Consider the following 25,529-nt stretch of genomic DNA (forward strand, 5'->3'; position numbering starts at 1 on the left):
GAACGGCATGAATAGTACAAAGCCACGAATACTATGCGTTGACGATGAACCATTAAACCTGAGCCTTCTTGATGCATTGCTTAAGCCGAGGGGGTATGAGGTCATCAAGACTGACAACGGAGCATCAGCCCTCGAAAAGATAAATGAAGGCGGGATTGACCTCATATTGCTTGATGTGATGATGCCGGGCATGAATGGATATGAGGTCTGCACGAAGATTAAGTCTGATGACAGGCATAAGAAAATACCTGTTGTCATGATAACCGCATTGCAATCCAAAGAAGACAGGATCAAGAGCATAGAGGCAGGAGCAGAGGACTTCATCTCAAAGCCTTTTGATCAGACTGAGGTGCTCGCGCGCATAAAGATGCTCCTGAAGGTCAAGGACCTGAATGACAGGCTGAGCCTTGCATATGACAACATTAATGACCTTACATCTTTTGGCGAAAAGATGATCAAATCTTTTGACCCTCTGAATTTTGATTTGGTAACCGGTTTTGAAAAGATCGTGGAACAGATCATCAGTAAAAATGATGAAGACATGGGAAAACCCAAGACAGTAGTCTTGAGAATTTCAGACGAAAAACAGGCATCTGTATTGATAAAGTATGAGTTCCGCAATGGCTCACTTGAAAAGGTTTTATATAAAGGCGGCGACCATCACTGTCTTTTTGATGCCGGTGACAGCAAGTCAATAATTTATGCTAATACAGTTGACCTTAAAGAAGCTGAACACCAGCCGCATGTAAAAGTATTCAATTCTTTAGGCATAGATGTTCAAAATTATGTACGCTACAGCAGCCCGTTCTTCTGTATTCATGCGGTCAATTACGGCAGGCATGTCTCCTCTTATGATGTAGCGGTCTTAAACAGTATTGTCATGCAGAGCATCTTTCTGAGGTCGTTATCTCTTCAGATCAATGAGACTGAGGATGCCTTCTCATACACAGTGCATGCCCTTGCGCGCGCCGCGGAAGTGAATGATGAAGACACAGGAGAACACATAGTAAGGGTCGGCGAATATTGTGAACTTATTGCCGGACATATCGGGATGCCTGATAAGTTCACAAACATAATCAGGCTGCAGGCACAGATGCATGACGTTGGAAAGATACATATCCCGCCCGAGATACTTAAAAAGCCGGGCAAACTCACACACGAGGAATTTGAGGATATGAAGCAGCACACACTTTACGGCACAATGATCATCGGTGACCATGTCAGGCTGTCAATGGCAAAGGAGATCGCCATATCTCACCACGAAAGATGGGACGGCAGCGGCTATCCAAACGGCTTAAAGGGTGAAAATATCCCGATCTCCGGCAGAATTATGAACATTGCCGACCAGTATGACGCCCTTAGAACCCGCCGCGTCTACAAACCGGCATTTGATCATGAAACAACATGCAGGATTATTACAGAAGGCGACGGCAGGACCATGCCGCATCATTTTGACCCGCAGATACTAAAAGCCTTCAAACAGGTTGCAACGAAATTCGAAGAGACATATGAGAGAATGAAGACGTGAGTGTTTCCCCGCATTGCTGAAATACCTCTGAAAATGCTATAGTACATTACGGTTAGAAGCTGCTGTAATTGTTGAAAACCACAAGGACATTCAGACCTTGTGGTCTTTTTTTATTGGAGGTACGAACATGAATATGACCAAGAGGAAGAATGAGGCAAGGAGAGAAAGGCAGCAGCATAAGATAGATGAAGGCTCTGTGGCTGAACATTATCCCGGGGTTGAAAAGATCGAGATCAGCATGGTCTATCATCAGAAGAATCTGAGCAAGTCATTAAACAGGGTCGTTAATTTCACTCCCGCGAGTTATGCATTTTTCAATGTTGACTGCCTGAGCAATAACTGTGTTGAAGGGGGATTTGACCTTTCTCAAGTAATAACCTCTATGATCAGCAGTCAAAGCAAGACGGCTAAAGGAGACCTCAGTTGCGAAGGCAATCATCCTGCAGCCTGCGACTCAGAGATCAACTACGAAGTTACCATAAAATATTCATAACATAGACTGGAAGAATCTATAAGCTTTTTGAGACCTTCAAAAAGCTTATAGAAAAACCCCGCGGTATTAATGGCTGAAAAGCACCCCTCTTTGAATGCTGAAGATTCTGTATTATAATAACCGTACAATAAAAGCCATGCGAAATAACTATTAATGGAGGCTCAATATGGGTGACCTGAAGGAAAGAATTTTTGAAGCAGCAAAAGAACTGCAGCTTATCAATGTAGCTACTATCACAGAGGATGGCAAACCTTGGGTTCGATATGTCATGGGCAAGGCAGATAAAGACCTGTCCTTCCGCTTCTGCACCCACTTGGAATCGAGGAAGGTTCCTCAGATAAATAATAACCCGAACGTACATGTCACCCTTGGAGTTTCAAGCCTTGAGACTGCAAAGAGCTGGCTGCAGATACAGGGAACAGCCAAGGTATCTACGGACCAGACAGAACGTGATGCCTTCTGGTTTGATGAACTGAACAACTTCTTTTCCGGGCCTAAAGACCCGAGCTATTGCATAGTAATTATCAGGCCTTCAAGGATTGAATTGGGAACAATGGGAAGCATGAATCCAGAGGTCTGGAAACCCGGAGTATAAGCTGATAAAGCTGACTTAACAATAATATGAACTATGTCAGATGAAGATTCAAAGCTGGTCTACTCAACTGAACAGGAAGTCCCGCGGAAAGAGAAGCCTGAAAAAAAGACTGTATGTACCAGCCTGCAGCCTGCGCAACTGAAATTGACCGTCAGGCTTGACCGTAAAGCAAGGGCTGGGAAGTCGGTAACACTCATAGAAGGCCTATTTATTCCACAGCAGGAGATTGAGGCGCTGCTGAAACAGCTTAAAACAAAGCTCGGCACAGGTGGCACAGTCAAAGATACATCACTGGAGATCCAGGGCGACCATTGCGGCATACTTATACAGGTGCTGGAGAAGATGGGATACAGGACTAAACGCTCGGGTTAATCGTGGAAGGTCAGCAGGTCATCATCATCTAAAGAAACAATATCATCGTCGACATCTACGTCCGTGATCAGCAGGTCTTTAACCTTCACTTTCTTGCCTTTTTTAGTGCTGCTCTTGTCCTTGATCTTCACCAGTATCTCTTCTACGCTCTGGCAAAATTGATCTATGTCAGCATCTGTGAATTGTTTATTTTTAGAACGTTTCATCTTTCCCATCCCTTATACTCTCCCAAACATTATTTTTTTTGTTTTTGAATACTATATTTTTCTTAGAAAATGTGTGGAGATATTAACATATCCTGAAGAAAAATGTGAAGAAGTAAAAAATGCGTATGCGGGCAAATAGGCAATGTTAAGAAAAGATATAAAAGATGGAAGCTCGAATTACAAATAAAGCAGGATCAGCTCTTTGGAGAAGGACGGACGGACGGTTTATTAAAAGGCTTTTTCCTCTCTATGCGCCCTGGACCTGATTTTTCAGCGCTCTTGGAGGAGCCTGACTTTTGTGAATGATTTTCTCTTCTGTGCGGCCCCTGCCCTGCTGCGAATTTCTTAGGGCCTGCGCCGTGACGCGGCTTTGCGGGAGCTGAGTCTGTGCCGGCCGGCACCGCAGACCTCCTGCGATAACCTGTAACTATCATCTCGTCTGTGATCTGCGTCACAGGTATGCTCTGTTTGATATATGCCTCTATATCATGAAGTGAATATACGTACTCATCGCATGCAAGGCTTATCGCCTTTCCTTCCGCTCCGGCACGGGCTGTCCTGCCAATACGGTGCACATAGTCCTCCGGGTCCTGGGGAAGGTCATAGTTGATCACGTGAGTCACATCTTCAATATGTATGCCCCGGCTCGCAACATCCGTGGCTATGAGTATCGGCAGAGTGCCGCCCTTAAAAAGGGTGAGCACCTTCATGCGCTTATTCTGGTCAAGGTTCCCTGTTATCGAAGCTGCTGCAAATTCATTTGCATTTAGGAGGCGGTCAAGCCGCTCTGTCGCAGCCCTGGTGTTGCAGAAGATAAGGTAACGGCCGGCTGGCTCATTTTTAAGTATCCCAAGGAGAAGGCCGAACTTCTCTGACGAACCGACGTGGTAGAGCCTCTGCTCTATCTGCTTCACTGTCACCTGCTCGGGCGTGAGCGAGAACTGTTTGGGCATATTCATGTGTTCGTAGCACAGCTCATGTACCCTATGTGAAAGCGTGGCGGAAAAGAGCATCGACTGCCGCTGGTCATAAGGCGCCATCCTCCTGAGGAGAAAACGTATGTCCGCGATAAAGCCCATATTGAACATCCTGTCTGCCTCGTCGATCACAAGGAACTCTGTCTTCTTCAGGCTGTAGACCTTCTGCTTTAAATAATCTATCAGCCTGCCCGGAGTTCCTATGAGCACGTCAACACCCTTTGATATCTCCTCGCGCTGCTTCATATAATCGATGCCGCCGAAGACAGGCAGTATAGTGAAGCCTGCAGAACCGCCAAGCAGTTTAGCTTCGTTGGATATCTGAACCACAAGCTCCCTGGTAGGAGCGATGATGAGCGCTCGGGGTGAGAGGCCGTGTTCCAGCCGCGGCATATTAAGCATCCGCGAAAAAATAGCGATAAGAAAAGCTGCGGTCTTTCCGGTGCCGGTCTGAGCCTGGGCAGCAATGTCTACGCCTGACAGCGCATCGGGGAGTGTCATGGCCTGCACAGGAGTACATTCAGCAAACCCTGCCGCCCTGATTCCCTGCATGACCTTTTCGGGGATATTAAGTTCTTCGAATTTCACTACTAATACTATACATTAAGCAGGCAGAGTATTGAAATATAGAAGATACAAATTACAGGCATTGTTTTTTAAGTGCTTATATTTTTCAGATAACGAAATAAAGTGCGGGATGCGCGCGGAGCTTTATTACTTGCAACTTCATTTCTGGCTGACCTGACAAGTTTTATGAATTGGCCTTTTTCAGCTTCGGGTAGTTTTATCAATATCTCGTTCATCAAAGCATCATTGCCGCCTATAAGCTCTTCACGCAATCTCTCTGTCTCTTTGAATGCCTCGGTATTCTGCATGGTTCCGGTCTCTATATTTAGAACCGCCTCCTCTATAGGCCCCGCATCGATATTCCGCATCAGCGTTCCTATATACTGCATCTGCCTTTTCAGAGCGCCATGGCTTCTTATCTTTTTTGCGAAGATCACTGCCTCGAGGATCTCCTTAGGCATATCTATATAGTTGATCTGCTCGGCTGAGAGCTTCATGAGCTTCACTCCGAGCGCCTGTAAAGATAGAGCCTCTTTCTTCTTCTGTGTTTTACTCTTAATTTCCATATCGTCCATATTTTATTATATATGAAATGTCACTTGATATGAGGAGACAAAAAAAAGCGGCCCTGTTGCCAGAGCCGCTTTAAAGTTAATAACTGAAAAAAAATTACTTAGTTCTCTTATTTCTCAACTGAGCCTGAGCAGCAGCAAACCTCGCGATAGGTACACGGAATGGTGAACAGCTTACATAGTCAAGCCCAATGTTGTGGCAGAACTCCACAGACTTCGGCTCTCCGCCGTGCTCGCCGCAGATGCCGAGCTTAAGGTCTTTCTTGACTGACCTGCCAAGTTCAACAGCGGTCTTCATAAGCGGGCCTACGCCGTCCACATCAATGGATACGAACGGGTCTTCTGTGAGTATGCCAAGCTCCACATATTGAGGAAGGAACCTTCCGGCATCGTCACGGGAAAGTCCGAAGACGGTCTGAGTAAGGTCGTTTGTGCCGAATGAGTAGAAGTCAGCTATCTCTGCTATCTCGTCTGACGTTACACATGCGCGGGGAAGCTCTATCATCGTGCCTACTAAATATTGCACTTTAACCTTTGCCTTATGCTGAACTTCGGTCACTGCATCAACTACGACCTTCTTCATCATCTCAAGTTCTTTGACATGCCCTACAAGCGGTATCATTATCTCAGGAATGACATTTACCTTCTTCTTCTTTAACTCGCATGCAGCCTCCATTATGGCCCTTGCCTGCATCGCGTATATCTCAGGGAAAGTGACGCCAAGGCGGCATCCCCTGTGCCCGAGCATCGGGTTGAACTCATGCAGTGATTCGTTCTTTGTCTTCAGATCCTTGAAGTCCACATTCATACTCTTTGCGAGTGACTTCAGTTCATCATCTGTATGCGGGAGGAACTCGTGAAGAGGCGGATCCAGCAGCCTTATTGTGACAGGCTTTCCTGCCATAGCCTTGAATATGCCGAGGAAGTCCTTCTTCTGGAACGGCAGGAGCTTTGCAAGCGCCTTCTGTCTTCCCTCAAGCGTATCAGAGAGTATCATCTCACGAACAGCCTTTATCCTGTCAGGCCCGAAGAACATATGCTCTGTCCTGCATAGTCCTATACCTTCGGCTCCGAACTTTACCGCAGCCTGCGCATCTTCCGGCGATTCAGCGTTTGTCCTGACCTTTATGAACCTTATATTATCAGCCCATGTCATGAGCTCTTTATACCATTTATTGTTTTCGGGGTCTGCAGGCAGAAGCGCGAGGCTTCCCTCATACACCCTCCCCTTTGTACCGTTAAGCGTTATCCAGTCTCCCTGCTTGATAGACCTGCCGTTCATATTTATCTTCTTTCCCTTGAGGTCTATCTGAAGCTCAGAGCATCCGACTATACAGCACTTGCCCCAACCGCGCGCAACGAGCGCCGCATGGCTCGTCATACCGCCCTTTGCGGTAAGTATAGCCTCGGCTGCGTGCATGCCGTGTACGTCTTCAGGAGAGGTCTCAGTCCTTACGAGTATGACCTTCTCTCCCTTCTTTGCCCATGCCTCTGCTTCGTCAGCAGTTAGAACAACCCTTCCCCTTGCGCCTCCCGGCCCTGCGGGGAGCCCCTTTCCGAGCCCGACAGCCTTCTTCTCTGCTGCGGGGTCAACGCTCGGATGAAGAAGTTCATCTATCTGGTCCGGCCTTACTCTTAATACCGCTGTCTCTTTTGTGATGAGCTTCTGTTTGGCCATCTCCACAGCCATGCGGATTGCAGACTGTCCGTTACGCTTGCCCACCCTTGTCTGAAGCATCCAGAGCCTGCCGTCCTCTATGGTGAACTCTATGTCCTGCATATCCTTATAATGATTCTCAAGCCTGTTCTGATATCCATACAGCTCCTTGTACAGCTTGGGCATCGCCTCTTCAAGAGACGGAAGGTGCCTTGTGTCATCTGTCTTGCCTGACTTGTTGACAGGATTAGGAGTCCTTAGCCCGGCAACAACATCCTCGCCCTGAGCATTCGGGAGCCACTCGCCGAAGAACATGTTCTCGCCGGTAGCAGGGTTACGCGTAAAGGCAACTCCAGTCGCAGATGTATCTCCTGTATTTCCAAAGACCATAGCCTGAACATTTACCGCAGTGCCCCACCAGTCGGGAAGCTTCTCTATCTTTCTGTATGAAACTGCGCGCTTGCCCATCCACGACTGAAATACAGCACTTATCCCTCCCCAAAGCTGTTTATGCGGATCATCAGGGAAGTCCTTCTTCAGTGTCTTTTTTATTATCGCTTTGTACTCTTCACACAGCTTCCTGAGGTCAAGCACCGAAAGGTCAATATCGCTCTTGTATCCTTTTTTATTCTTCATATCCTTGAGTGCTGAGTCGAGCTTATGGCGGATACCGTCTTCCTCATTCTTCAGCTCTATGCCGGCTGCCTTCTCCATAACAACATCCGAGTACATCGTCATGAGCCTTCTGTATGAATCATATACAAAGCGCGGGTTGCCGGTCTTTCTGATAAGGCCCGGAATAGTCTTTGAAGTAAGCCCGCAGTTAAGCACCGTCTCCATCATGCCCGGCATGGAACTCCTTGCTCCTGAGCGGACTGAAAAGAGCAGCGGGTCTTCAACGTCACCAAACTTCTTGCCTATGATCTTCTCGACCATGGCGATAGCCTTGTCAACTTCTCCCTGCAGTTCCTTCGGATATTTGCGGTTGTTTTTGTAATACTCTGTGCAGACCTCAGTTGTGATGGTGAATCCAGGCGGGACCGGAAGTTTAAGTTTTGGATGGCCTGCCATCTCAGCAAGGTTAGCGCCCTTGCCTCCAAGCAGGTTCTTCATATCAGCCTTGCCGTCAGCCTTTCCGGCACCAAAAAAATAGACATATTTCTTAGCCATTTTAAAACTCCTCCTCTAAAAATATTTAAAAGTTGAAACTTAAAAGTTAAGAATAAGTTTTGCCGGGATTCAATGGCGAAAAGTTGATTATTTTAGCATATCAGGAATCAAAAATTCCGTAAAAATTAATGAAACAGGGGGATTAATGACCAAATAAGAAAATATTTTGAAATATGGCAGTTAAAGATCGTTAGCTACTGCACTATCCTGGAAAAGTCTGCGAGCGTATCAAAGATGCTTTTTACTTTGGAAAGCAAAGCAAGCCTGTTTGCCTTTACAGCAGCGTCCTTGTCCATCACAAGCACCTTGTCAAAAAAGATATTGATAGGCTCCTGAAGCCTGAACAGCCCGGAAAAGTCCTTCCCGTCCATTTCATTAGAAAGGCTCTCAGCAGAATCAAAGAGCGCCTTTTCCGATTCCTCTATGAAGAGATCCTTCCTGACCTCGCCTGCCTTGCTCTCGCCGAGAATGTTATAGACCCTCTTTGCGGAAGTGAGAAGCCCTTCAAATCCGGCCTCCTTGCGGATGGCGGCAAGTATGTCCATCTTCTCCTTTATCCCCTTCATGGTCAGGCCCTTGACAGAAAGCACGGCATTGACAGTGTCATAGCTGTATCCCTGCGAAAGAAGTATCCCCTCAAGCCTCTGGTTGAAGAAGACGAGTATCTTTTCAGTGAGCGACCTTATTGAAGGCGTATGGTTCTCAAGGCTTTGGAGCGCAGTCTCGATAATGTTCTCAAGCGTAAGCGGGTAGTCCTTTTCTTGGAGTATCCTGATTATGCCTGCTGCCTGCCGCCTGAGAGCAAAAGGGTCTTCTGAACCTGTAGGTATCATGCCTAAAAAGAAGAATGATGCGATGTTGTCCGCCTTGTCCGCTATTGATATTATGCTGCCTATGTCAGATGAAGGAAGAACATCTTCGGCAAACCTCGGGAGGTAGTGCTCATATATAGCATCTGCAACATCCTCATCTTCCCCTGATCCGATCGCATACACCTTCCCCATATATCCCTGAAGCTCAGGAAACTCGCCCACAACACCGGAGACAAGGTCTGCCTTTGAGAGCATTGCCGCCCTCAGGAGTTTCTCCTCATCCTTGAAGTCAAGTCTGGCCGCAATGAACGAACATATGAATGAAACCCTCTCAAGCTTATCAAATATGCTTCCGAGCTCTTCCTGAAATGTAACGTTCTTAAGCTCATCCTTTAATTCCCAGAGCGGTTTCTGAAGGTCGTCATTGTAGTAAAACCTCGCATCCTCAAGCCTCGCCCTGAGAACACGCTCGTTGCCTTTTCTTACAGTTTCTTTATTGTCAGAAACCGAATTGCTGACAACTATGAACTTCGGAAGAAGATTGCCGTTCATATCTTCAAGAGAGAAGTACTTCTGATGTATCCTCATGACCGTGATGGGAAGCTCTTTCGGAAGCAGCAAATAATCATTATCGAATCCACCTACGATCACAGTGGGATATTCAACCAGAGATACGACCGTATCAAGAAGTTCCTCATCCTCATGTACTATGCATCCTTCAGCCTGCTCCACCTTCTTTATCTCAGAAACAATTATCTCTTTCCTTTTCTGCAGGTCAGCTATGACCTTGTTCCTGTTAAGAAGAGATGCATATGAAGACGGATCTGCTACCTTGACCGGCTGCGGTGATGAGAAGCGGTGGCCGTAAGTAAGGTTACTGCTCTTGATCCCCTCAAGCTCAAAAGATATGACCTCACTTCCCATAAGCGCCAATATCCAGCGGACAGGCCTTACGAACTTCGTGGAGTAACCGGCCCACCTCATGGTCTTTGGAAAATACAGCGATGTGATAAGTCCGGGAAGCGATTTTGAAAAGAGATCCTTTGTATCCATCCCCGGCACCTGAACAACAGCCTGAAGGTACTCGCCGCGTTCATTCTTTAGAACCTTGAGTTCAGAAACATCGATGCCTGCTGACTTTGCAAAACCGACAGCAGCCTTTGTCAGTCCGCCGTCCTTATCATAGGCTATGCTCGTTGGAGGGCCGACCATCTCCTTCACCCGATCCTCCTGCTTCTCAGCCACATCATCGATAATTATCGCAAGCCTTCGAGGCGTTGCAAATAACTTTATCTTTCCGTAGGTTATGGCTTCCTGTGTCAAGAAGTTTATAAAGTTGGATTTTAACGAATCAAGGCCGCCTTTTATAAACCTGGCAGGTATCTCTTCAGTGCCTATTTCTAATAAAAACTGTTTCATTTTATTTAATTTTTTTCAGGAGGGGAAACTCCATATCCTCGCGCTGTTTCAGATAACCGACTGCGCAGCGTTTGGAAAGGTTCCTCACCTTGGCGATGTACTTGGTCCTTTCCGTGACGCTCAACGCGCCGCGCGCATCAAGCATGTTGAATACATGAGAACACTTGAGGCAGCAGTCATATGAAGGAAGCACAAGGCCTTTCTTTATCATGTCAAGGGATTCCTTCTCATACATCTCAAAGAGCTTCAGATGCATGCCGATATCAGCCTCGTCAAAGTTGTAGGTTGAGAACTCCACCTCTGAACGGTGATGCACATCTCCGTATGAGATCTCATCATTCCACTTCAGGTCATACACATTGTCAACGCCCTGCAGGTACATGGCTATGCGCTCAAGCCCGTATGTGACCTCAACAGAGACAGGCTTAAGCTCGATACCCCCCACCTGCTGAAAATATGTGAACTGTGTAATCTCCATTCCGTCAAGCCACACCTCCCAGCCGAGTCCCCATGCGCCGAGTGTGGGCGACTCCCAGTCATCCTCGACAAAACGTATGTCATGGTCAATGAGGTCTATCTTCATCGCTGCAAGGCTCTTCAGATAGATGTCCTGAATGTTATCCGGCGAGGGTTTCAATATCACCTGAAACTGGTAGTAGTGCTGCAGCCTGTTCGGGTTCTTGCCATACCTGCCGTCAGTCGGCCTTCTTGACGGCTCGACATATGCGGCCTTCCACGGCTCAGGCCCGAGCACGCGGAAGAATGTTGCCGGGTTGAATGTGCCTGCACCGACCTCTGTATCATACGGCTGCTGCATGACACAGCCCTGCTCAGACCAGAATGACTGAAGTTTTAAAATTAAGTCCTGAAGATTCATCTATTATGTTGTGCCTCTATGCCTATGATTTTTGTATAAAGAAGTATACACCAAAATCTGGAAATTGTTAAAGATTAAAACATGTCTCCATCCTATACAATAGAAGAAAAACCAGCTTATCTTGTATCATTATGGTAATTTTTATTTATGATTAAAATCATAGACTGCAATTACAAATAGATTTATAATTAAAATACAGATTGAAATTTAATCTCATATAAACAAGGAGGAAACATGTTAAAGGAAAGAGTTGAAAAGGTATTGGGAAAGGTGAGGCCGTTTCTTCAGAGGGACGGAGGGGATGTTGAGCTTGTTGAAGTTACAGATGACGGAGTGGTAAAGGTCAGGCTTAAAGGTGCATGCTCAGGCTGTCCGGGTGCGACCATGACGCTTAAGAACGCAATTGAAGATACTCTCAAGCAGGAAATTCCTGAGGTGAAATCTGTAGAGCAGGTCAGAAGTTAATAGTTGATAATTAAGGAGGAGAACATTGGATAAGATAGTTGTCTGGTATTTGAGAATGAGCGTCATATACTTTGTCGCAGGCGCGGCTTTGGGAATGGGGATGTTCATATGGCCTGAAGAATCCGGGATCTATAAAGATATACATGTGCACTTCAACCTCCTCGGTTTCATGACGATGATGATCTACGGTGTCGGTTATCACATACTCCCGAAGTTCAGCGGTGTTCATATATACAGCCCCAAGATAATGAATGTACAGTTCTGGCTCTCAAACGCCGGTCTGATCGGCATGGCGACAACATGGCCCATGACTATAGTTGGATATGCCGCTGGTATTGCAGGGCCGATGCTCATGCTGTCAGCAGCGCTCTCGCTTATCGCAGTTATACTCTTCGCATTCAATATACTGAAGACGATCAAGCCGGTTCAGATGTAGCTTATGATTTGCATCATAGACACCGCCTGCGGGACGTAATACAATAAGTTTAGAGAGATAAAAACAGAGCAGGCGATGCTCATAAATATGGAGGTGTACTCAGATGGAAATCACAAAGAATTCAGTAATAGGTGACTTAATAAAAGAGGTGCCCGGAGCGGATGCTGTTATAAAGAAGTACTTCGGCAACGGGTGCTTTACATGCCCGGGGATCAATGTCGAGTCCATAACTTTCGGCTCTGCCATGCATAATGTTGACCCTGAAAAGTTAATAGCTGAAATAAAGGCGCTTCAGAAATCCTGATAAAGACTATGGCAGCAGATGCCTGCGCGCACTGCTGCCTCACCGCTTTGATAACTGTATACAATTCTCTTGGTTAATCAGCCTGCCCGTTAATTTTATTATTTCTTTATTATAATATTCCAAATGCAGGAAGCGCTTCTTTATTTTCTTCTTATCTTTACGCCGCTGGCTTACGGTACTGTTGAGATATGGTCTGTGACTGTATTGCATGCGGTCTCGATCGCCATCATAGCATTATGGGCAGTCTCCATGATACGCAGCGGTCAAATAAAACTTTACCGCACGCCGGTGGACCTGTTTGCACTGATTCTTTTATTCCTTGCCTTTATTTCTATCTTCTTTTCAGTTTACCCGTATGCATCCCGTATCCAGATATATAAACTTATTAATTATGTTTTGATCTTTTATTTTGTGGTCAATACGTTCAGCGAGAGGCGTAAACTTTTCAGGCTATCCTGGGTTATAGCTGTTTTTGGAGGCTTATATGCTTTTACAGGTTTGCTCCTGCTTATCGATAAGTCAAAGGGTTCAAGGATTTTCTCACCTGATATTTACAGCAGCTTCTTCACCTTTGTAAATCACAACCATTTCGCAGGATACCTTGAGATGATCACGCTATCATGTATCGGTCTTGCCATTGCGTATAACGGCATAAGGCGTTTGTTATTGATATGTCTTGCCGTCTCCGCTGCCGCAGCTATCTTTTTTTCTTTATCTCGCGGAGGTGTCATCAGCCTTTTAGTCGGCATGCTCTGTCTCTTTGCACTCTTTTCCGCCAGCAGCGGCAGAAGGAAAAATCTATGGCTTATCAGCGGTGTCCTGGTCCTTGCCTTATCTGTCATGGCGTGGTTTGGCATGGGTGCCGTAATTGAAAGGCTTCAGACACTGAAAGACCCTTTTGCAGCAGGAAAAGAGAGGTTGGGAGTATGGAAGGATATAATAGACATGATTGCTGAAAACCCCTGGTTTGGTACAGGTATCGGAACTTTCAGTCATGCCTTTCCTCTCTTTAAAAGCGAACACCTGAGCAGTTTGTATTACAGTCATGCCCATAATGATTATCTTGAACTGACTGCGGAATTGGGAATTGCAGGAATAATATCTGCATTTCTGTGCATAATCGTCTTTTTCATTTCAGTGACAAAAAAGCTTGTTGCGCTTCCCGACAAAGGCTTGCAGGCGGTTGGACTGGGAGCGCTGTCATCCTGTTTTGCTATATTAGTTCACAGCAATACTGACTTCAACTTCAGCATTCCTTCAAATGCCTTTCTCTTTTTTATCTGCTCCGCCATTGCGTTAATTGCTTCCAGGCCTGAGAAGGCAGCCCTGATCAGCAGAGCAATTTCCATGAAACAGGGATTCGCTGGTTATTGCATTATTTTATTATTTTGTTCCATGGCGCTCATTAATATTCTTCCTCCATTTCTTGGAGGCTATTATCTGAATAAATCAATTGATCATCAAAAGTCAGGCAATTATGACCTTGCTGCAGAATCACTATATCGGGCCATCCAAATTGATTCGGGTAATGCGGAACATCCTGCGGCAATGGGAGATATAATGGCTGCAAAAGCAGTTAACGCCAAAGAAACATCTGAGAAAGAGGACCTTCTTAATAAATCCGTCAAATATTTCAATGATGCAATAACTGCAAATCCGGTCAGGGGATATTACTACACCAAAAAAGCCTTCAGCCTTCAGCGATTGGGGCGTCTTGACGAGGCCGGAGAAGCGCTGACAAAAGCCGCTCATTTTGCTCCGCAAAGTCCCTTTACCCACTATGACACCGGAACATTTTTTCTTTCCCGGGGCGAAGCTGACAAAGCACGCGAAGAATACGGCAAGTTCCTTCAGTTAAGATCCAATTTTTCGTATCTTCCAAAGATCCTCGATGATCTATGGAAGTTCTATCCCAGCTACGCTGAACTGAAACCTGTGGTACCTGAAATAGCGGAATACAGAAGGAGGTTTGCATATTATCTGTTAAGCAAAGGAGAAAAGCATGCGGCTTTTGAGGAATTCTCTTTTGCCTTCAGGCTTGAACCATCAATACTCAATGCCTTATCAATAATTACCGAACTTAATAACGCAAAAGAATATTATAAAGCCCTTGAAGCAGGGGGGGAATACATAAAACAATTCGGCAATGAAATTTCCTTGAACAAAGAGATTGCGATAACCTATGAAAATCTTGATATGAATGAAAAAGCCATAATTCTTTATCAACAGATACTTAATGAAGATCCAAAAGATATTTCGATGTATCTGCGACTTTCCAGGATATTGCTCAAAACAAATGATAACCAGCATGCGTTGGAAACACTACAGACAGCGTTAAATTATCATCCGGAGGATCCTTATCTAAGAGAACAGATGGCTTTAATATATGGAAGAATGGGAAACCATAAAAAGGCGATTGCTATATTTCAGCAATTAACTAAAGAAAAACCCAAAGATGCTCCTCTTCATATCACTCTCAGCGGAATTTATTCCAGCATGAAAGACTATTCCAATGCTCTCGGCACTATCCAGACAGCGATTCAGCTGAATCCGAATGATGCACGACTAATCAGACAACTGGCTTCTATATATGAAACAATGGGGAATAATGAAAAAGCAACTATCATTCTTCAGCAATTAATTGCCGAAGATCCGAAAAACGTTTCTATTTACATATCTCTTGCCCAGATCTATCTAAACACCGGGAACCTCGGCAATGCTGTTAACGTACTGAAAACAGCGCTTATCTTCAATCCGGACAATGCCACCATATATGAATTATTGGCAAACAGTTACAGCGGCATGGGCTTGCATAAAGAAGCACTTGATGCGTTAAACAAAGCTGTTTTATTCGATCAGAAAAATGCGGATTACCGCTTTCAGCTTGGCATCGAGTATAAAAAACTCGGCATGTTGCGCGAGGCTTTTGATCAATGGAGGAAATGCCTTCAGATAAAACCTGACCATAAAAATTGCAAAGTTTTCTTGGAAAGAAACATTATTTATCAATAGGTTCATCATTTCATAACTATTTTGCTATATTGTATTTCTTGTCTTATATTCTGTATAATTATTTAAGTCATAAATACAAGGTCTTTTGATGGTCATGAAAATGAATAACGTTAAGCTTTATAAATATTTTTCTTTTTTCCTTCTAATTTTTCTCTTCTGCATACCTTCAGATGCCTTTAACTCCGAAAAAGTAGGTACTATCTTATCAGTAAGTGGAGCAGCTACCATTACAAGGGATAATAAAACTTTTGATGCCATAAAAGACGACCCCATTTACAAGTTCGATACAATAGAAACATTAGAGAACTCAAGATTGAAGCTTCATTTTTCTGACGACAGCATAATAAGCCTTACCGAAAACTCGAGATTAGTCATTAAAAAGTATTCCGGCAGTGAAGGCAGCAAAAAAGACGTTTCTGTTCTTGAGCTTTTAAATGGCGACCTTAGAGCAGTCTCAGGGAGGTCCAGCCTTGAGGTACATACCCCTAATGCCGTGGCTGCTGCAAGGGGTACTGAATTCTATGTCTGGATGTGTGATAAGGAATCCGGTGTTGCCGTACTGCAGGGTGAAGTTGAATTCTGGCTAATGGAGCATCCTGACTGGAGAGAAATAATTAAAGAAGGATTCACGATTTTTTCCAGAAATAATGAGCAGCCTGGATTCCCTTCACCTATTACTCCTGAGTTAATAATAGAACTGGAAAAAATCAGTAATGATATTAGCAATGACAACAGCAATGACAACAGCAACGACAACAGCAACGACAACAGCAATGACAACAGCAATGACAACGGTGACGATACCCATTGCGGACAATGTGAAGTACTTGATGATGAAAACCACTGTGTGCCTGATAATACAATGGATCCTGGACCCTGTCAGAAGTGTTCTAATGGAATCCCTGTCCCTGACAATTCAGAAGATCCAGGCATGTGCAAAAAATGTTTAAACGGAAGTCCTGTTTCTGACAACTCAGAAGATCCAGGCCGTTGCAAAAAATGTTCAGGTGGCAGTGCTGTGCCTGATAATTCAGAAGACCCAGGTACATGCCTGAAGTGTTCTGGCGGCAATTCCGTCCCTGACGATCTTGAAGATCCGGGACTGTGTAAGAAATGCTCAGGTGGCAGTGCTGTGCCTGATAATCTCGATGATCCGGGACAATGCCGAAAATGTTCCGGTGGGAATACTGTTTCTGATGACCTTCAGGATCCTGGAATTTGCTATAAATGTTCCGGCGGCAATTCTGTCTATGACGATTTTGAACATTGCAGTGACGGAGACATATGTTCCATTAACGACCGCTGCCAGGGCGGTGGGTGTAAAGGGGATTTTGACCCAAGCCCGATTGATCCTAGCTGCATATAGCACATTGCAGACACAGCATTATTCCACCTGCATTATTTAATATTATCAGTTTATAACTCACTACCTGAAGCGTTAAACACATCTATTCTTCCTGATTTACTCAATTAATTTATTTATAAGTCATAGCCTAACTTATTGACAATAATATATATATATACAAAAATACACTATGAAAAAGATCCTGTTGGCTTTTGTCATCCTCATGGTCTTCATATCAAGCCGCATCAGCGCTGTTGAGCATGTCAGCATTCTGGGAGTACGCTACTTAACATACAAGACATATACAAGGGTGGTAATCGACCTCAGCAGCCTGGCTTCATTTAACAGCAACCGCCTTAAAAAACCTGAACGCCTCTACTTTGATATCAAGGGATGCACACTCGCGAAAGATACCAAAACCTCGATAGCTGTCAATAACGGTATACTGAAGAAGATACGCTCAGGCCAGTTCAGTGAAGATACAGCAAGGGTCACTCTTGACCTTGAAGGCATGAGCCAGTATTCCGCATTTGTACTTGAAAATCCCGACAGGCTCGTTATCGATATCTACAAACCTGAAGCAGCACTTGCGCCGCTAATCATTGAGAGCAAGCCCTTTATAAAAGAGATACCGGATGATGTAAAGATCAAGACGATAGTTATCGATCCCGGCCATGGAGGCAAAGACCCTGGCGCAGTCGGGCCGAACGGGCTGAAGGAAAAAGATGTGGTCCTTGATGTGGGCAAAAGACTGGGCGAGATACTTAATGAAAGATATGGCGTAAATATAATCTATACCCGGAAGACAGATGTATTCATCCCTCTTAATGAACGGACCGAGATAGCAAACTCAAATAACGCTGACCTCTTTATCTCCGTCCATGCTAACGCAAACACAAAGAGGTCTGCAAAAGGGATCGAAACATATATACTTAACTGGACAAATGACGACGAGTCGCTGAAGGTCGCGGCAAGAGAGAACAATATCTCCATAAGTAAGATGAAGCTGTTAAGGGGCGGGCTTCAGATGATACTTGACGACCTGACCAGAAGCCACAAGAAGCAGGAATCTGTAAAGTTCGCGCGCAATTTACAGGATTCGATGGTAAGCACATTGAAAGACCAGTACAATAAGACAACAGACCTTGGAATAAAGCAGGCGCTCTTCTATGTGCTTGTGGGCGCTGAGATGCCGTCCGCGCTGGTTGAGGTATCATTTATAAGCAACAGCGATGAAGAGAAGCTCCTCGCAAGCAAGGGCTACAGGGACAGGATAGCAGAAGGCATAGCTGAAGGTGTCGGAGATTATATTAAAGGGTCAACATTGATGGCCAGGCAAAAATAAAATTATATGGCTATAGACTATTTAATAAAGGGCGGATTCATTATTGACGGCACATCTCCCGATGCCTCGCCTAAGATAGCTGATATCGCCATTGAAGGCGACCGCATAAAGGCGATAGGAGAGCTCTCGGGAGTTCATGCCGATAACACAATAAATATTAAGGGGCTCTGCCTATGCCCGGGATTTATCGACTCTCATGCGCATTCTGACTTCACCCTGCTTGCAGATGGAAGGGCTGAGGGGAAGATCTGCCAAGGCGTAACAACAGAGATGAACGGGAACTGCGGCCTGTCCGCAGCGCCGCTTTACAGAGAGGCGCTTGAGCACAGGGAGAAAGAGCTCGCAAACCTGAATATCAAAGAGAGATGGAACACCTTCCCCGAATACTTCAGCATTTTGGAAAAGAAAGGCTTTGCCGTTAACTTTGCAACGCTTGCCGGACACGGCAACCTCAGGGCCTCTGTCGCCGGATATTCTGACAAACCGCTTTCAACGAGTACTATCGAAAAGACAAAAGAACTTCTAAACGACGCTATCAGCGCAGGTGCAAAGGGCATCTCAACAGGCCTTATATATCCGCCGGGGATATTTACTGATACACCGGAGATAATCGAGCTTGCGCGCGAGGCGGCAAAGAGCAATGGCATCTATACAACTCATATGAGGAGCGAGGGCAGCAGGCTCCTTGAGTCGGTCAACGAGGTAATGACCATTGTGAATGAATCAGGCATAAAAGCCCACATCTCACACCTGAAGACCAACGGCGAGAATAACTGGAAGAAGCTCAAAGGTGTATTTGAGCAGATAGAGCATGAGAACATTAAGGGCTTTAATGTCACATGCGACAGGTATCCTTATACCGCTTCAAGCACAGATCTTGATACGATACTGCCTGCATGGGCGTTTGAAGGCGGGCATAAAAAGGAGCTCCACCGGCTCAGGAATGAACAGGCACATCTCAAAAACGATTTTCTCAAGAAGCACCCTGAAAAATCTTTCTGGAAGTCTGTGATGATATCGTCCGTGACTACAGATAAGAACAAATGGATGGAAGGCAAGACGCTCTTTGAGATCAGCCTCCCTCTGAAAAAAAGCCCTATCAACTGCATGTTCGACCTGCTTATTGATGACGAACTCAGGACCGGGGCCATCTTCTTCTCAATGAACGAGGACAACCTCAGGGAGATACTTAAACGGCCTTACGCAATGATTGGCTCTGACAGCTCTGCAAGGAGCTTTGACGGCATAACGTCAAATGAAAAACCCCACCCCAGGGCATTCGGAAGTTTCCCCCGGATATTAGGCAAATATGTCAGGGAATACGGTGTGCTGAAGCTCAATGAAGCGATATATAAAATGACAGGGCTTCCTGCAAGAACTTTCAATATAAAGAACCGCGGCATTATAAAAGAAGGCTGCTTTGCGGACATTACCGTCTTTGACCCGAAAAAGGTCAATGACACAGCTGAATATAACAAGCCGTTTGTAAGGCCGAAAGGCATCCACCATGTCTTTGTGAATGGAACGCCTGTATTGTTTGAAGGGCAGGCAACAGGAAAGATGCCGGGCAGGATTATCAGATGAACAGTATTTAAATACTTTAATTGCAAAAGCTTACGAAAAAATATATCTTAATGCTGATCCGGCAAAAAGCAAATATGGAAAAAAGTGACCTATGATGACTAATATTCGTTTATCCAAAGTGATCTATCTCATCTTCACATTGATCACCTTTTATCTTTTCTATAAGATACTGAGCCCCTTTATCTTCACTATCTCATGGGCAATGGTCCTCAGCATTACATTCTACCCTCTGTATAAATTAATACTCAGATCATCCAAACGGGAGTGGTCTGCCTCACTGCTTACTCTGGCTGTTATTATGATAACGGTGCTGCTTCCGTTCTTCTTTATTATCAGTTCACTCACAGGCGATATTACTGACATCTACAATAAGATCGAACAGCAGGGCATTGAAAACATCATAAATCTTGATATATATACCCGGCTTGATGAAACATTGCAGAAATTAGTGCCCGCTGAATTGCTTCAACGATTTAACCTCCAGGAAAGCCTTACAGCGACCCTGAAGTCATTAGGAGAATACATCTTTCATAATATCACCGGCCTCCTTACAAACGCTGTCCTTCTGGCAGGGAACTTTGTCATCATGCTCATGATAATATATTTCTTCCTCAAAGACGGAGAGGCGCTTGCGGCGTATCTCAAAAAACTCCTGCCTCTTACTGAAGAACAGAAGCATAGGTTTGAAGAACGCATAAAGGAGACTGTCATAGCCGGAGTGTACGGCGGCGTTGTTGTCGGAATCGCTCAGGGGCTGCTCGGAGGTGTCGCGTTCTGGTTATTCGGCACTCCATCCCCGGTATTCTGGGGAGCAACAATGGCAGTTGCCTCACTCGTGCCTTTCTTCGGGACTTTTCTCATATGGGGGCCTGCAAGCCTTATCATGTTCCTGTCAGGCAGTTACATGAAGGGCATCGGGCTATTTCTTTTCGGCTTTATAATTATCAGCACCATTGACAACATCATCAAGCCGCTGGTGATCGGAAGCAGGACAAAGATGCACACGCTGTTAGTCTTCCTAAGCGTACTCGGCGGAATAAAACTCATGGGGCTTGTGGGATTTATTATCGGGCCCTTGATCGCCGCGCTGTTCCTCACACTGATTGAGATACACGCAAAGGAAGATCAGTAAATACACCGTCACTATATCGTCCTTAAAACCTCTTCAGCAAGCTTATATCCATTCTCTATACAGTCATTCATGCCGATGCCTTTGTAGGCGTTGCCGGCAAGATAAATGCCCTTATGAAGCTTGAGCCTCTCATCAATCTTTTTCAGCTTGTCTGAGTGCCCCACCAGATATTGAGGGATAGCCCTCTCCCACCTGTAGATCCTTGCCATATCAGGATCAGACTTCAATGTCATGATCGGCCTGAGTTCGTTCATCACCGTACTCAGCAGCCTGCTGTCATCCATCATCGCAAGTTCAGACGCCTTTGCTCCGCCGATCATCGTCCTGAGCAGCACATGTCCTTCAGGCGCCCTGTTCGGGAATATACTTGAGTCCCAGAGAGTGCCGAGTATCTTTCTGCCCTCTTTCTGAGGTATGAGAAAGCCGAAACCGCCCAGGTCATGCCCCACCTTCTCCCTCCTGTATCCAAGGCAGACAACCGACAGGGACGGATAAGGGATTGTAGAGAGTGTATCTGAAAGCTCCCTGTCCAAATCTTTTAAAATATCAGCAGATGCGTATGCAGGCGAGGCGAGGATCACGATATCCGCTTCAAAGATGCCGGCAGATGTATGCACCTGATAACTGTCACCGCTCCTGTTTATCCCGTGAACAGAGGCCCCGAGCCTGACCCTGCTGCCAAGCGCCTCTGAAAGGGCATCTGTGATCTTCTGCGCGCCATCATAAAAAGATGTGAGCCTGCCGGGAGGGGCGACAGAGACATTGGCGCCTGAGTTGCCCCTCTCTCTCTTTATCTTTATCAGAGCCTTGAAGAGGCCGCCGTATTTATATTCAAATTCCTTGATGCGAGGGAAGCAGCTCTTTATGCTCATCTTATAAGGGTCGCCTGCAAAAACACCCGATACCATAGGGTCGATAAGCTTATCAAGCGCCTCCTTTCCGAGCCTGCGTATTATGAAATCAGCTACGCTCTCATCCTCAGGGCCCTTCGGTGCAAAGAGGTCATAGAGCATCCTTATCTTGCCGGGCCATGATATAAAATCAGATCTAAGAAATGCAGGAGGTGATTCAGGAAGCGCGTTAAGCTTCCCGCCCGAAAAGATGTATCTCTTCTTTGCGTTCTCATTGCTTCGCACCGGGTCAATGCCAAGGCTGCCGCAGAGCTCAAGCGTCCTGGGCTTGTTATCGAGAAAACCGTTTGCGCCCTTTTCGCATACAAAGCCTTCAGTATTATCAGTCCATATCTTCCCGCCTGTCCTTGGGTCGGATTCAAGGAGAGTGATATCCAGTTGCGGGCTGTTCAACAACGCATAAGCAACCGACAAACCTGAAAGCCCTCCGCCTATAACAAGAACCTTCTTCATTGCGCCTCACTTGTTTTTATCATTACCAGTTCCTTTAATGCATTGATGAACTTCTCTGATGTGTTCAGCGATCCGCATCTCCTGAGGTTTATGCCCTGCCCTTTGGCAAGTTCCCTGAAGAGTATATCTACTTCATAGAGAGTCTCTATATGGTCTGACACAAAACTTATAGGCACGACAAGGATATTCCTGCATCCCTTCTCCCCGAGCTTTAAGATTGTATTGTCAGTTGAAGGCTCAAGCCACTCAACAGGCCCGCTCCTGCTCTGAAAAGAGAGCTGCCATTTAATATCCTTAATATTATACGGCTCTTCGGAAAGCCGTTTATTAGCCGCCTCTATCGTCCCTTTAATGTGATCAAGATACGGGTCGCCTTCATCAATAAAAGATTTAGGAAGGCTGTGGGCGCTGTACAAAAGAACGATATCCTCATCCTTAAACTTTTGAATGCCTTCATGGATGAGTTCGCACATTGCATCTATGTAGGGTGGAAAGTCAAACCATTGCTCTATATATTTTATGCTCAGGCCCATCTCCTCAGCAGCGTATTTAAACGCTGATACTGATGAACCTGTTGTGGTCTTTGAGTAATGAGGATACAGAGAGAGGACTATGACCTCTTTGATCCCGTCCTGCACCATCCTTTTTACGGTATCCTTTATATACGGGTGCCAGTAACGCATGCCGATATAGACTTTATAGAGAGGTTGAGAGGTTAAGAAGCTGAGCTGCTGAGAAGCTGAGGTTTTCTCGCCTTGCAAACTATCTACTCCCATGACTTCTTTATTAAGCGCCTTATCAAGCGCCTCAGCCTGTGCTGTGGTGATCTCAAGTATGGGCGACCTTCCGCCTATCATCCCGTACATCCTCCTGCTCTTTGACGAGCGGAATGTTGAGATAATCCTTGCGATAGGTTTCTGAAGAAAGGAGGGGCCCAGCCTGATGATCTCCCTGTCAGAGAAGAGGTTATATAGAAAGGGCCTGACAGCCTCTAATGAGTCAGGACCGCCGAGGTTGAGCAGAAGAACGCCTATGGTATGATCAGTTTTTCTGTCAGCCGTATCGTTCATATTTATATACCTGAAAAGATCAAGGCCGGAATGAAATATTATTACCTTATTGCAGACTCTTTATGTTTCCCAAGCACTCTCAGAAAGGCATCCACAACCTCAGGATCAAAGTGTTCTCCTGAACAGCGCTTAAGCTCTTCAATCGCAAATTCATTGCCGACTGATAAACGGTAAGGCCTGTCAGATATCATAGCGTCATATGAGTCTGCAACACATAATACTCTTGCAAGCAGCGGGATCTGTTCTCCCTTAAGGCTGTCAGGATAACCCGTGCCGTTATATTTTTCATGATGAGCCCTTATGATAGGGCGTATCTTGTCAAGCCCTTTTATAGGGCGGAGTATCTCATCGCCTCTTACAGGATGCATCCTGATCATCATAAACTCGGCATCAGAGAGCTGGGAAGGCTTGTCAAGGATCTCATCATATGTGCCTATCTTGCCGATGTCATGTAAAAGCGCGGCTGTCTTAAGATATTCGATCTCCTGCTCCTTCAGCCCCATCTCTTTGGCAATTGCGATGGCATAATAGGAAACATCCATGGAATGGCCCTTGGTCCAGTGGCTCTTTGCGTCAATGACATTTGAGAATGCAATAACAAGATCATTGTAGATATCTCTAAGCTCCTTATATGTTGCATCAAGGTCCTTGAGCATATTAAAGAAGGCATCCTTGGACTGTATAAGTTTTTTCTCATTCTCTTTAATGTCCGTGATGTCAATTATCACCAGCACATATGCATTAGGAACCCCATCCTCATCAAATATAGGGGTGGCACTCTCAATAAAATGCCTGTTGCTTTCCTTGTTGTGATGTATGAATTCCTCAGTTCTGTTGCTGCTGATGGATCTCAAAAGAGGGCAGCCTTCAAGCGGCTTATTAAGCTTATGGACGGCCCCGCAGCATTTCCCCTTATGTACAAGCTCCTTTATGTCTCTGCCAGCGAGGGTCGCAACATATTTATTTGCCCTCATAATATCTGAGTTTTCATCGATCAGCATGACGCCATAAGGCATGGAATCAAATGTAGTAAGCCATTCAGAAGAAGCTAACCTCAGCATCTTCTCTGACTTCAGCGTCCTCTCAAGGAGCTTTCTTCTTTCATTCATCAGATATGCGGTAATAGTTGAGCCGACAGGTGAGGTAAGAATAAGAATATGAAAAAAGGTTTCAATAAAAGAATCAAAATGAAATAGGTGTCTAAAAAACATATCAGTGTGCTCGGCATAATCATAAAATAAGTATGTTATGACAACCAGCCAGCCAAAAAAAGCTACTAATATCGGGAGCCGTAATTTCATATTGTATCTTTCTCTCCTGCAGCAGCCTTAAGCCTCTCGATCTCTTTTTTCAATTCGACCATCTTCAGCTCCCTGCCTATGGACATCTCATAAAAATCCTCAAGCTCTTTTATCTTTGAGGTGAGTTTCTCATCTGTCTTCATCCTTGCCGTGACATCTGAAACAACCTCAACAACAGAGTCTATCTCACCTGAAGCCCCTTTGAGAGGATAAGATATGGTCTCAACAAATATGGGATTTTTGTCTTTATCAAAATGCCGGTGGATTATCCTGTGGCTCACACCTGTTTCAAAGGCGTTCTTTACGCTGCATTCTTCACCGGCCTGAAAGCAGGGTTTGTCAATATGGTGTGACACTTTATAACAATGCATGCCGACTATCTCGGCAAGATCTATCTTTGTCTGTTTCAGGTATCCGCTGTTGGCTGTAATTATCTTATACTCGCGGTCTATCACAACAACGCCGTCGCCTATGCCCTCAAGTATTGAAGAGAGAAAAAGCTGGTGTTTTCTGAGAGACTCTTCTACATTCTTCCTGTCTGTAACATCCCTCATAACGCTAAGCATTATATTCTCGCCGCCGAAATCAATCATCCTGCAGTTTGCCTCAACCGGTATTATCGTACCGTCCTTCTTTTTTAAGGCCATTTCATATACAGCTTCGCCGCATTCCTGTACAGCACTAAGGCACTCAGGGATTCTGACTGCAAATTCCCTGGGAGAAAGCTCAAATATGTTCATGGATAATATCTCTTCCTTTGTGTACCCAAGGCGGTCAATAGCAGTTTTATTGACATCTACAAACTTACCGTAGGGATCAATAATAAAAACAGCATCACTAAGCGATTCAAAGATGTTGCGGAATATCTCCTCGCTGCCCCGGTGTTCAATGTCTACATGGTTCTTCTGTGCCAGTTCACTCACAAT

At 45.3% G+C, this 25,529-nt stretch carries 22 protein-coding genes; 12 read left to right on the plus strand and 10 right to left on the minus strand.

The annotated features are described in order from the left end of the window. Positions 1 to 7 precede the first annotated feature (7 nt). The 4 genes from Q7U10_01035 to Q7U10_01050 all read left to right on the plus strand — a co-directional run bounded on the left by Q7U10_01035 (position 8) and on the right by Q7U10_01050 (position 2,988). A complete protein-coding gene (locus Q7U10_01035) occupies positions 8 to 1,528 on the plus strand; it encodes a response regulator (GenBank protein MDO8281201.1) in 1,521 nt (506 codons plus the stop codon). Positions 1,529 to 1,655: 127 nt separating this feature from the next. Beyond that, complete coding sequence (locus Q7U10_01040; protein MDO8281202.1) at positions 1,656 to 2,021, plus strand: hypothetical protein; 366 nt, start codon at positions 1,656 to 1,658, stop codon at positions 2,019 to 2,021. Positions 2,022 to 2,187: 166 nt separating this feature from the next. Continuing rightward, positions 2,188 to 2,616, plus strand: coding sequence for a pyridoxamine 5'-phosphate oxidase family protein (locus tag Q7U10_01045; GenBank protein MDO8281203.1), 429 nt, complete (start codon positions 2,188 to 2,190; stop codon positions 2,614 to 2,616). A 33-nt stretch (positions 2,617 to 2,649) separates the two neighbouring features. Further along, complete coding sequence (locus tag Q7U10_01050) at positions 2,650 to 2,988, plus strand: stress response translation initiation inhibitor YciH (protein ID MDO8281204.1); 339 nt, start codon at positions 2,650 to 2,652, stop codon at positions 2,986 to 2,988. Here the strand turns inward: Q7U10_01050 and Q7U10_01055 are convergent. From Q7U10_01055 to glyQ, 6 genes are all read right to left on the minus strand, one after another. Next, complete coding sequence (locus Q7U10_01055; GenBank protein ID MDO8281205.1) at positions 2,985 to 3,194, minus strand: hypothetical protein; 210 nt, start codon at positions 3,192 to 3,194, stop codon at positions 2,985 to 2,987. The genes Q7U10_01050 and Q7U10_01055 overlap by 4 nt on opposite strands. Before the next feature lie 194 nt (positions 3,195 to 3,388). Further along, on the minus strand, positions 3,389 to 4,759 hold the full coding sequence (locus Q7U10_01060) for a DEAD/DEAH box helicase (protein ID MDO8281206.1): 1,371 nt from the start codon (positions 4,757 to 4,759) through the stop codon (positions 3,389 to 3,391). A 68-nt stretch (positions 4,760 to 4,827) separates the two neighbouring features. Continuing rightward, positions 4,828 to 5,304: a ribosome biogenesis factor YjgA gene (gene yjgA, locus Q7U10_01065; protein ID MDO8281207.1), complete on the minus strand. Its 477-nt coding sequence runs from the start codon at positions 5,302 to 5,304 to the stop codon at positions 4,828 to 4,830. 103 nt (positions 5,305 to 5,407) lie between these two features. After that, positions 5,408 to 8,137 (minus strand): pyruvate, phosphate dikinase, encoded by a 2,730-nt coding sequence (gene ppdK / locus Q7U10_01070; GenBank protein MDO8281208.1) that lies wholly within the window; start codon positions 8,135 to 8,137, stop codon positions 5,408 to 5,410. A 194-nt stretch (positions 8,138 to 8,331) separates the two neighbouring features. Then, on the minus strand, positions 8,332 to 10,368 hold the full coding sequence (gene glyS, locus Q7U10_01075) for a glycine--tRNA ligase subunit beta (protein MDO8281209.1): 2,037 nt from the start codon (positions 10,366 to 10,368) through the stop codon (positions 8,332 to 8,334). 1 nt (position 10,369) lies between these two features. Further along, on the minus strand, positions 10,370 to 11,245 hold the full coding sequence (gene glyQ / locus Q7U10_01080) for a glycine--tRNA ligase subunit alpha (protein ID MDO8281210.1): 876 nt from the start codon (positions 11,243 to 11,245) through the stop codon (positions 10,370 to 10,372). Between the two features lie 234 nt (positions 11,246 to 11,479). Here glyQ and Q7U10_01085 point away from each other — a divergent pair, with 234 nt between their 5' ends. The 8 genes from Q7U10_01085 to Q7U10_01120 all read left to right on the plus strand — a co-directional run bounded on the left by Q7U10_01085 (position 11,480) and on the right by Q7U10_01120 (position 20,868). Beyond that, complete coding sequence (locus tag Q7U10_01085) at positions 11,480 to 11,710, plus strand: NifU family protein (protein ID MDO8281211.1); 231 nt, start codon at positions 11,480 to 11,482, stop codon at positions 11,708 to 11,710. 25 nt (positions 11,711 to 11,735) lie between these two features. Continuing rightward, a complete protein-coding gene (locus tag Q7U10_01090; GenBank protein ID MDO8281212.1) occupies positions 11,736 to 12,146 on the plus strand; it encodes a cbb3-type cytochrome c oxidase subunit I in 411 nt (136 codons plus the stop codon). A gap of 103 nt (positions 12,147 to 12,249) precedes the next feature. After that, a complete protein-coding gene (locus Q7U10_01095) occupies positions 12,250 to 12,450 on the plus strand; it encodes a DUF1858 domain-containing protein (GenBank protein MDO8281213.1) in 201 nt (66 codons plus the stop codon). Positions 12,451 to 12,573: 123 nt separating this feature from the next. Further along, positions 12,574 to 15,462, plus strand: coding sequence for a tetratricopeptide repeat protein (locus Q7U10_01100; protein MDO8281214.1), 2,889 nt, complete (start codon positions 12,574 to 12,576; stop codon positions 15,460 to 15,462). A 100-nt stretch (positions 15,463 to 15,562) separates the two neighbouring features. Then, entirely contained in the window at positions 15,563 to 16,828 is a 1,266-nt protein-coding gene (locus Q7U10_01105) for a FecR family protein (protein MDO8281215.1), read from the plus strand. 169 nt (positions 16,829 to 16,997) lie between these two features. Continuing rightward, positions 16,998 to 18,152 carry an N-acetylmuramoyl-L-alanine amidase gene (locus tag Q7U10_01110; GenBank protein ID MDO8281216.1) on the plus strand — a complete coding sequence of 385 codons (1,155 nt, stop codon included), beginning with the start codon at positions 16,998 to 17,000 and terminating at the stop codon, positions 18,150 to 18,152. A gap of 6 nt (positions 18,153 to 18,158) precedes the next feature. Beyond that, positions 18,159 to 19,736 (plus strand): D-aminoacylase, encoded by a 1,578-nt coding sequence (locus Q7U10_01115; protein MDO8281217.1) that lies wholly within the window; start codon positions 18,159 to 18,161, stop codon positions 19,734 to 19,736. Between the two features lie 91 nt (positions 19,737 to 19,827). Continuing rightward, positions 19,828 to 20,868, plus strand: coding sequence for an AI-2E family transporter (locus Q7U10_01120; GenBank protein ID MDO8281218.1), 1,041 nt, complete (start codon positions 19,828 to 19,830; stop codon positions 20,866 to 20,868). 11 nt (positions 20,869 to 20,879) lie between these two features. Here the strand turns inward: Q7U10_01120 and hemG are convergent, their stop codons facing one another. The 4 genes from hemG to Q7U10_01140 are packed head-to-tail and all read right to left on the minus strand — an operon-like array spanning position 20,880 to position 25,526. Next, positions 20,880 to 22,232, minus strand: coding sequence for a protoporphyrinogen oxidase (hemG, locus tag Q7U10_01125; GenBank protein ID MDO8281219.1), 1,353 nt, complete (start codon positions 22,230 to 22,232; stop codon positions 20,880 to 20,882). Further along, on the minus strand, positions 22,229 to 23,302 hold the full coding sequence (gene hemH, locus Q7U10_01130) for a ferrochelatase (GenBank protein ID MDO8281220.1): 1,074 nt from the start codon (positions 23,300 to 23,302) through the stop codon (positions 22,229 to 22,231). Before hemH ends, hemG begins: the two co-directional genes overlap by 4 nt. A 41-nt stretch (positions 23,303 to 23,343) precedes the next feature. Then, positions 23,344 to 24,603, minus strand: a complete 1,260-nt coding sequence (locus Q7U10_01135; GenBank protein ID MDO8281221.1) for an HD domain-containing protein — start codon at positions 24,601 to 24,603, stop codon at positions 23,344 to 23,346. Next, complete coding sequence (locus Q7U10_01140; GenBank protein ID MDO8281222.1) at positions 24,600 to 25,526, minus strand: PAS domain S-box protein; 927 nt, start codon at positions 25,524 to 25,526, stop codon at positions 24,600 to 24,602. Before Q7U10_01140 ends, Q7U10_01135 begins: the two co-directional genes overlap by 4 nt. Positions 25,527 to 25,529 lie beyond the last annotated feature (3 nt).

The organism is Thermodesulfovibrionia bacterium (genome assembly GCA_030646035.1).
Lineage (GTDB): Bacteria > Nitrospirota > Thermodesulfovibrionia > UBA6902 > UBA6902 > JACQZG01.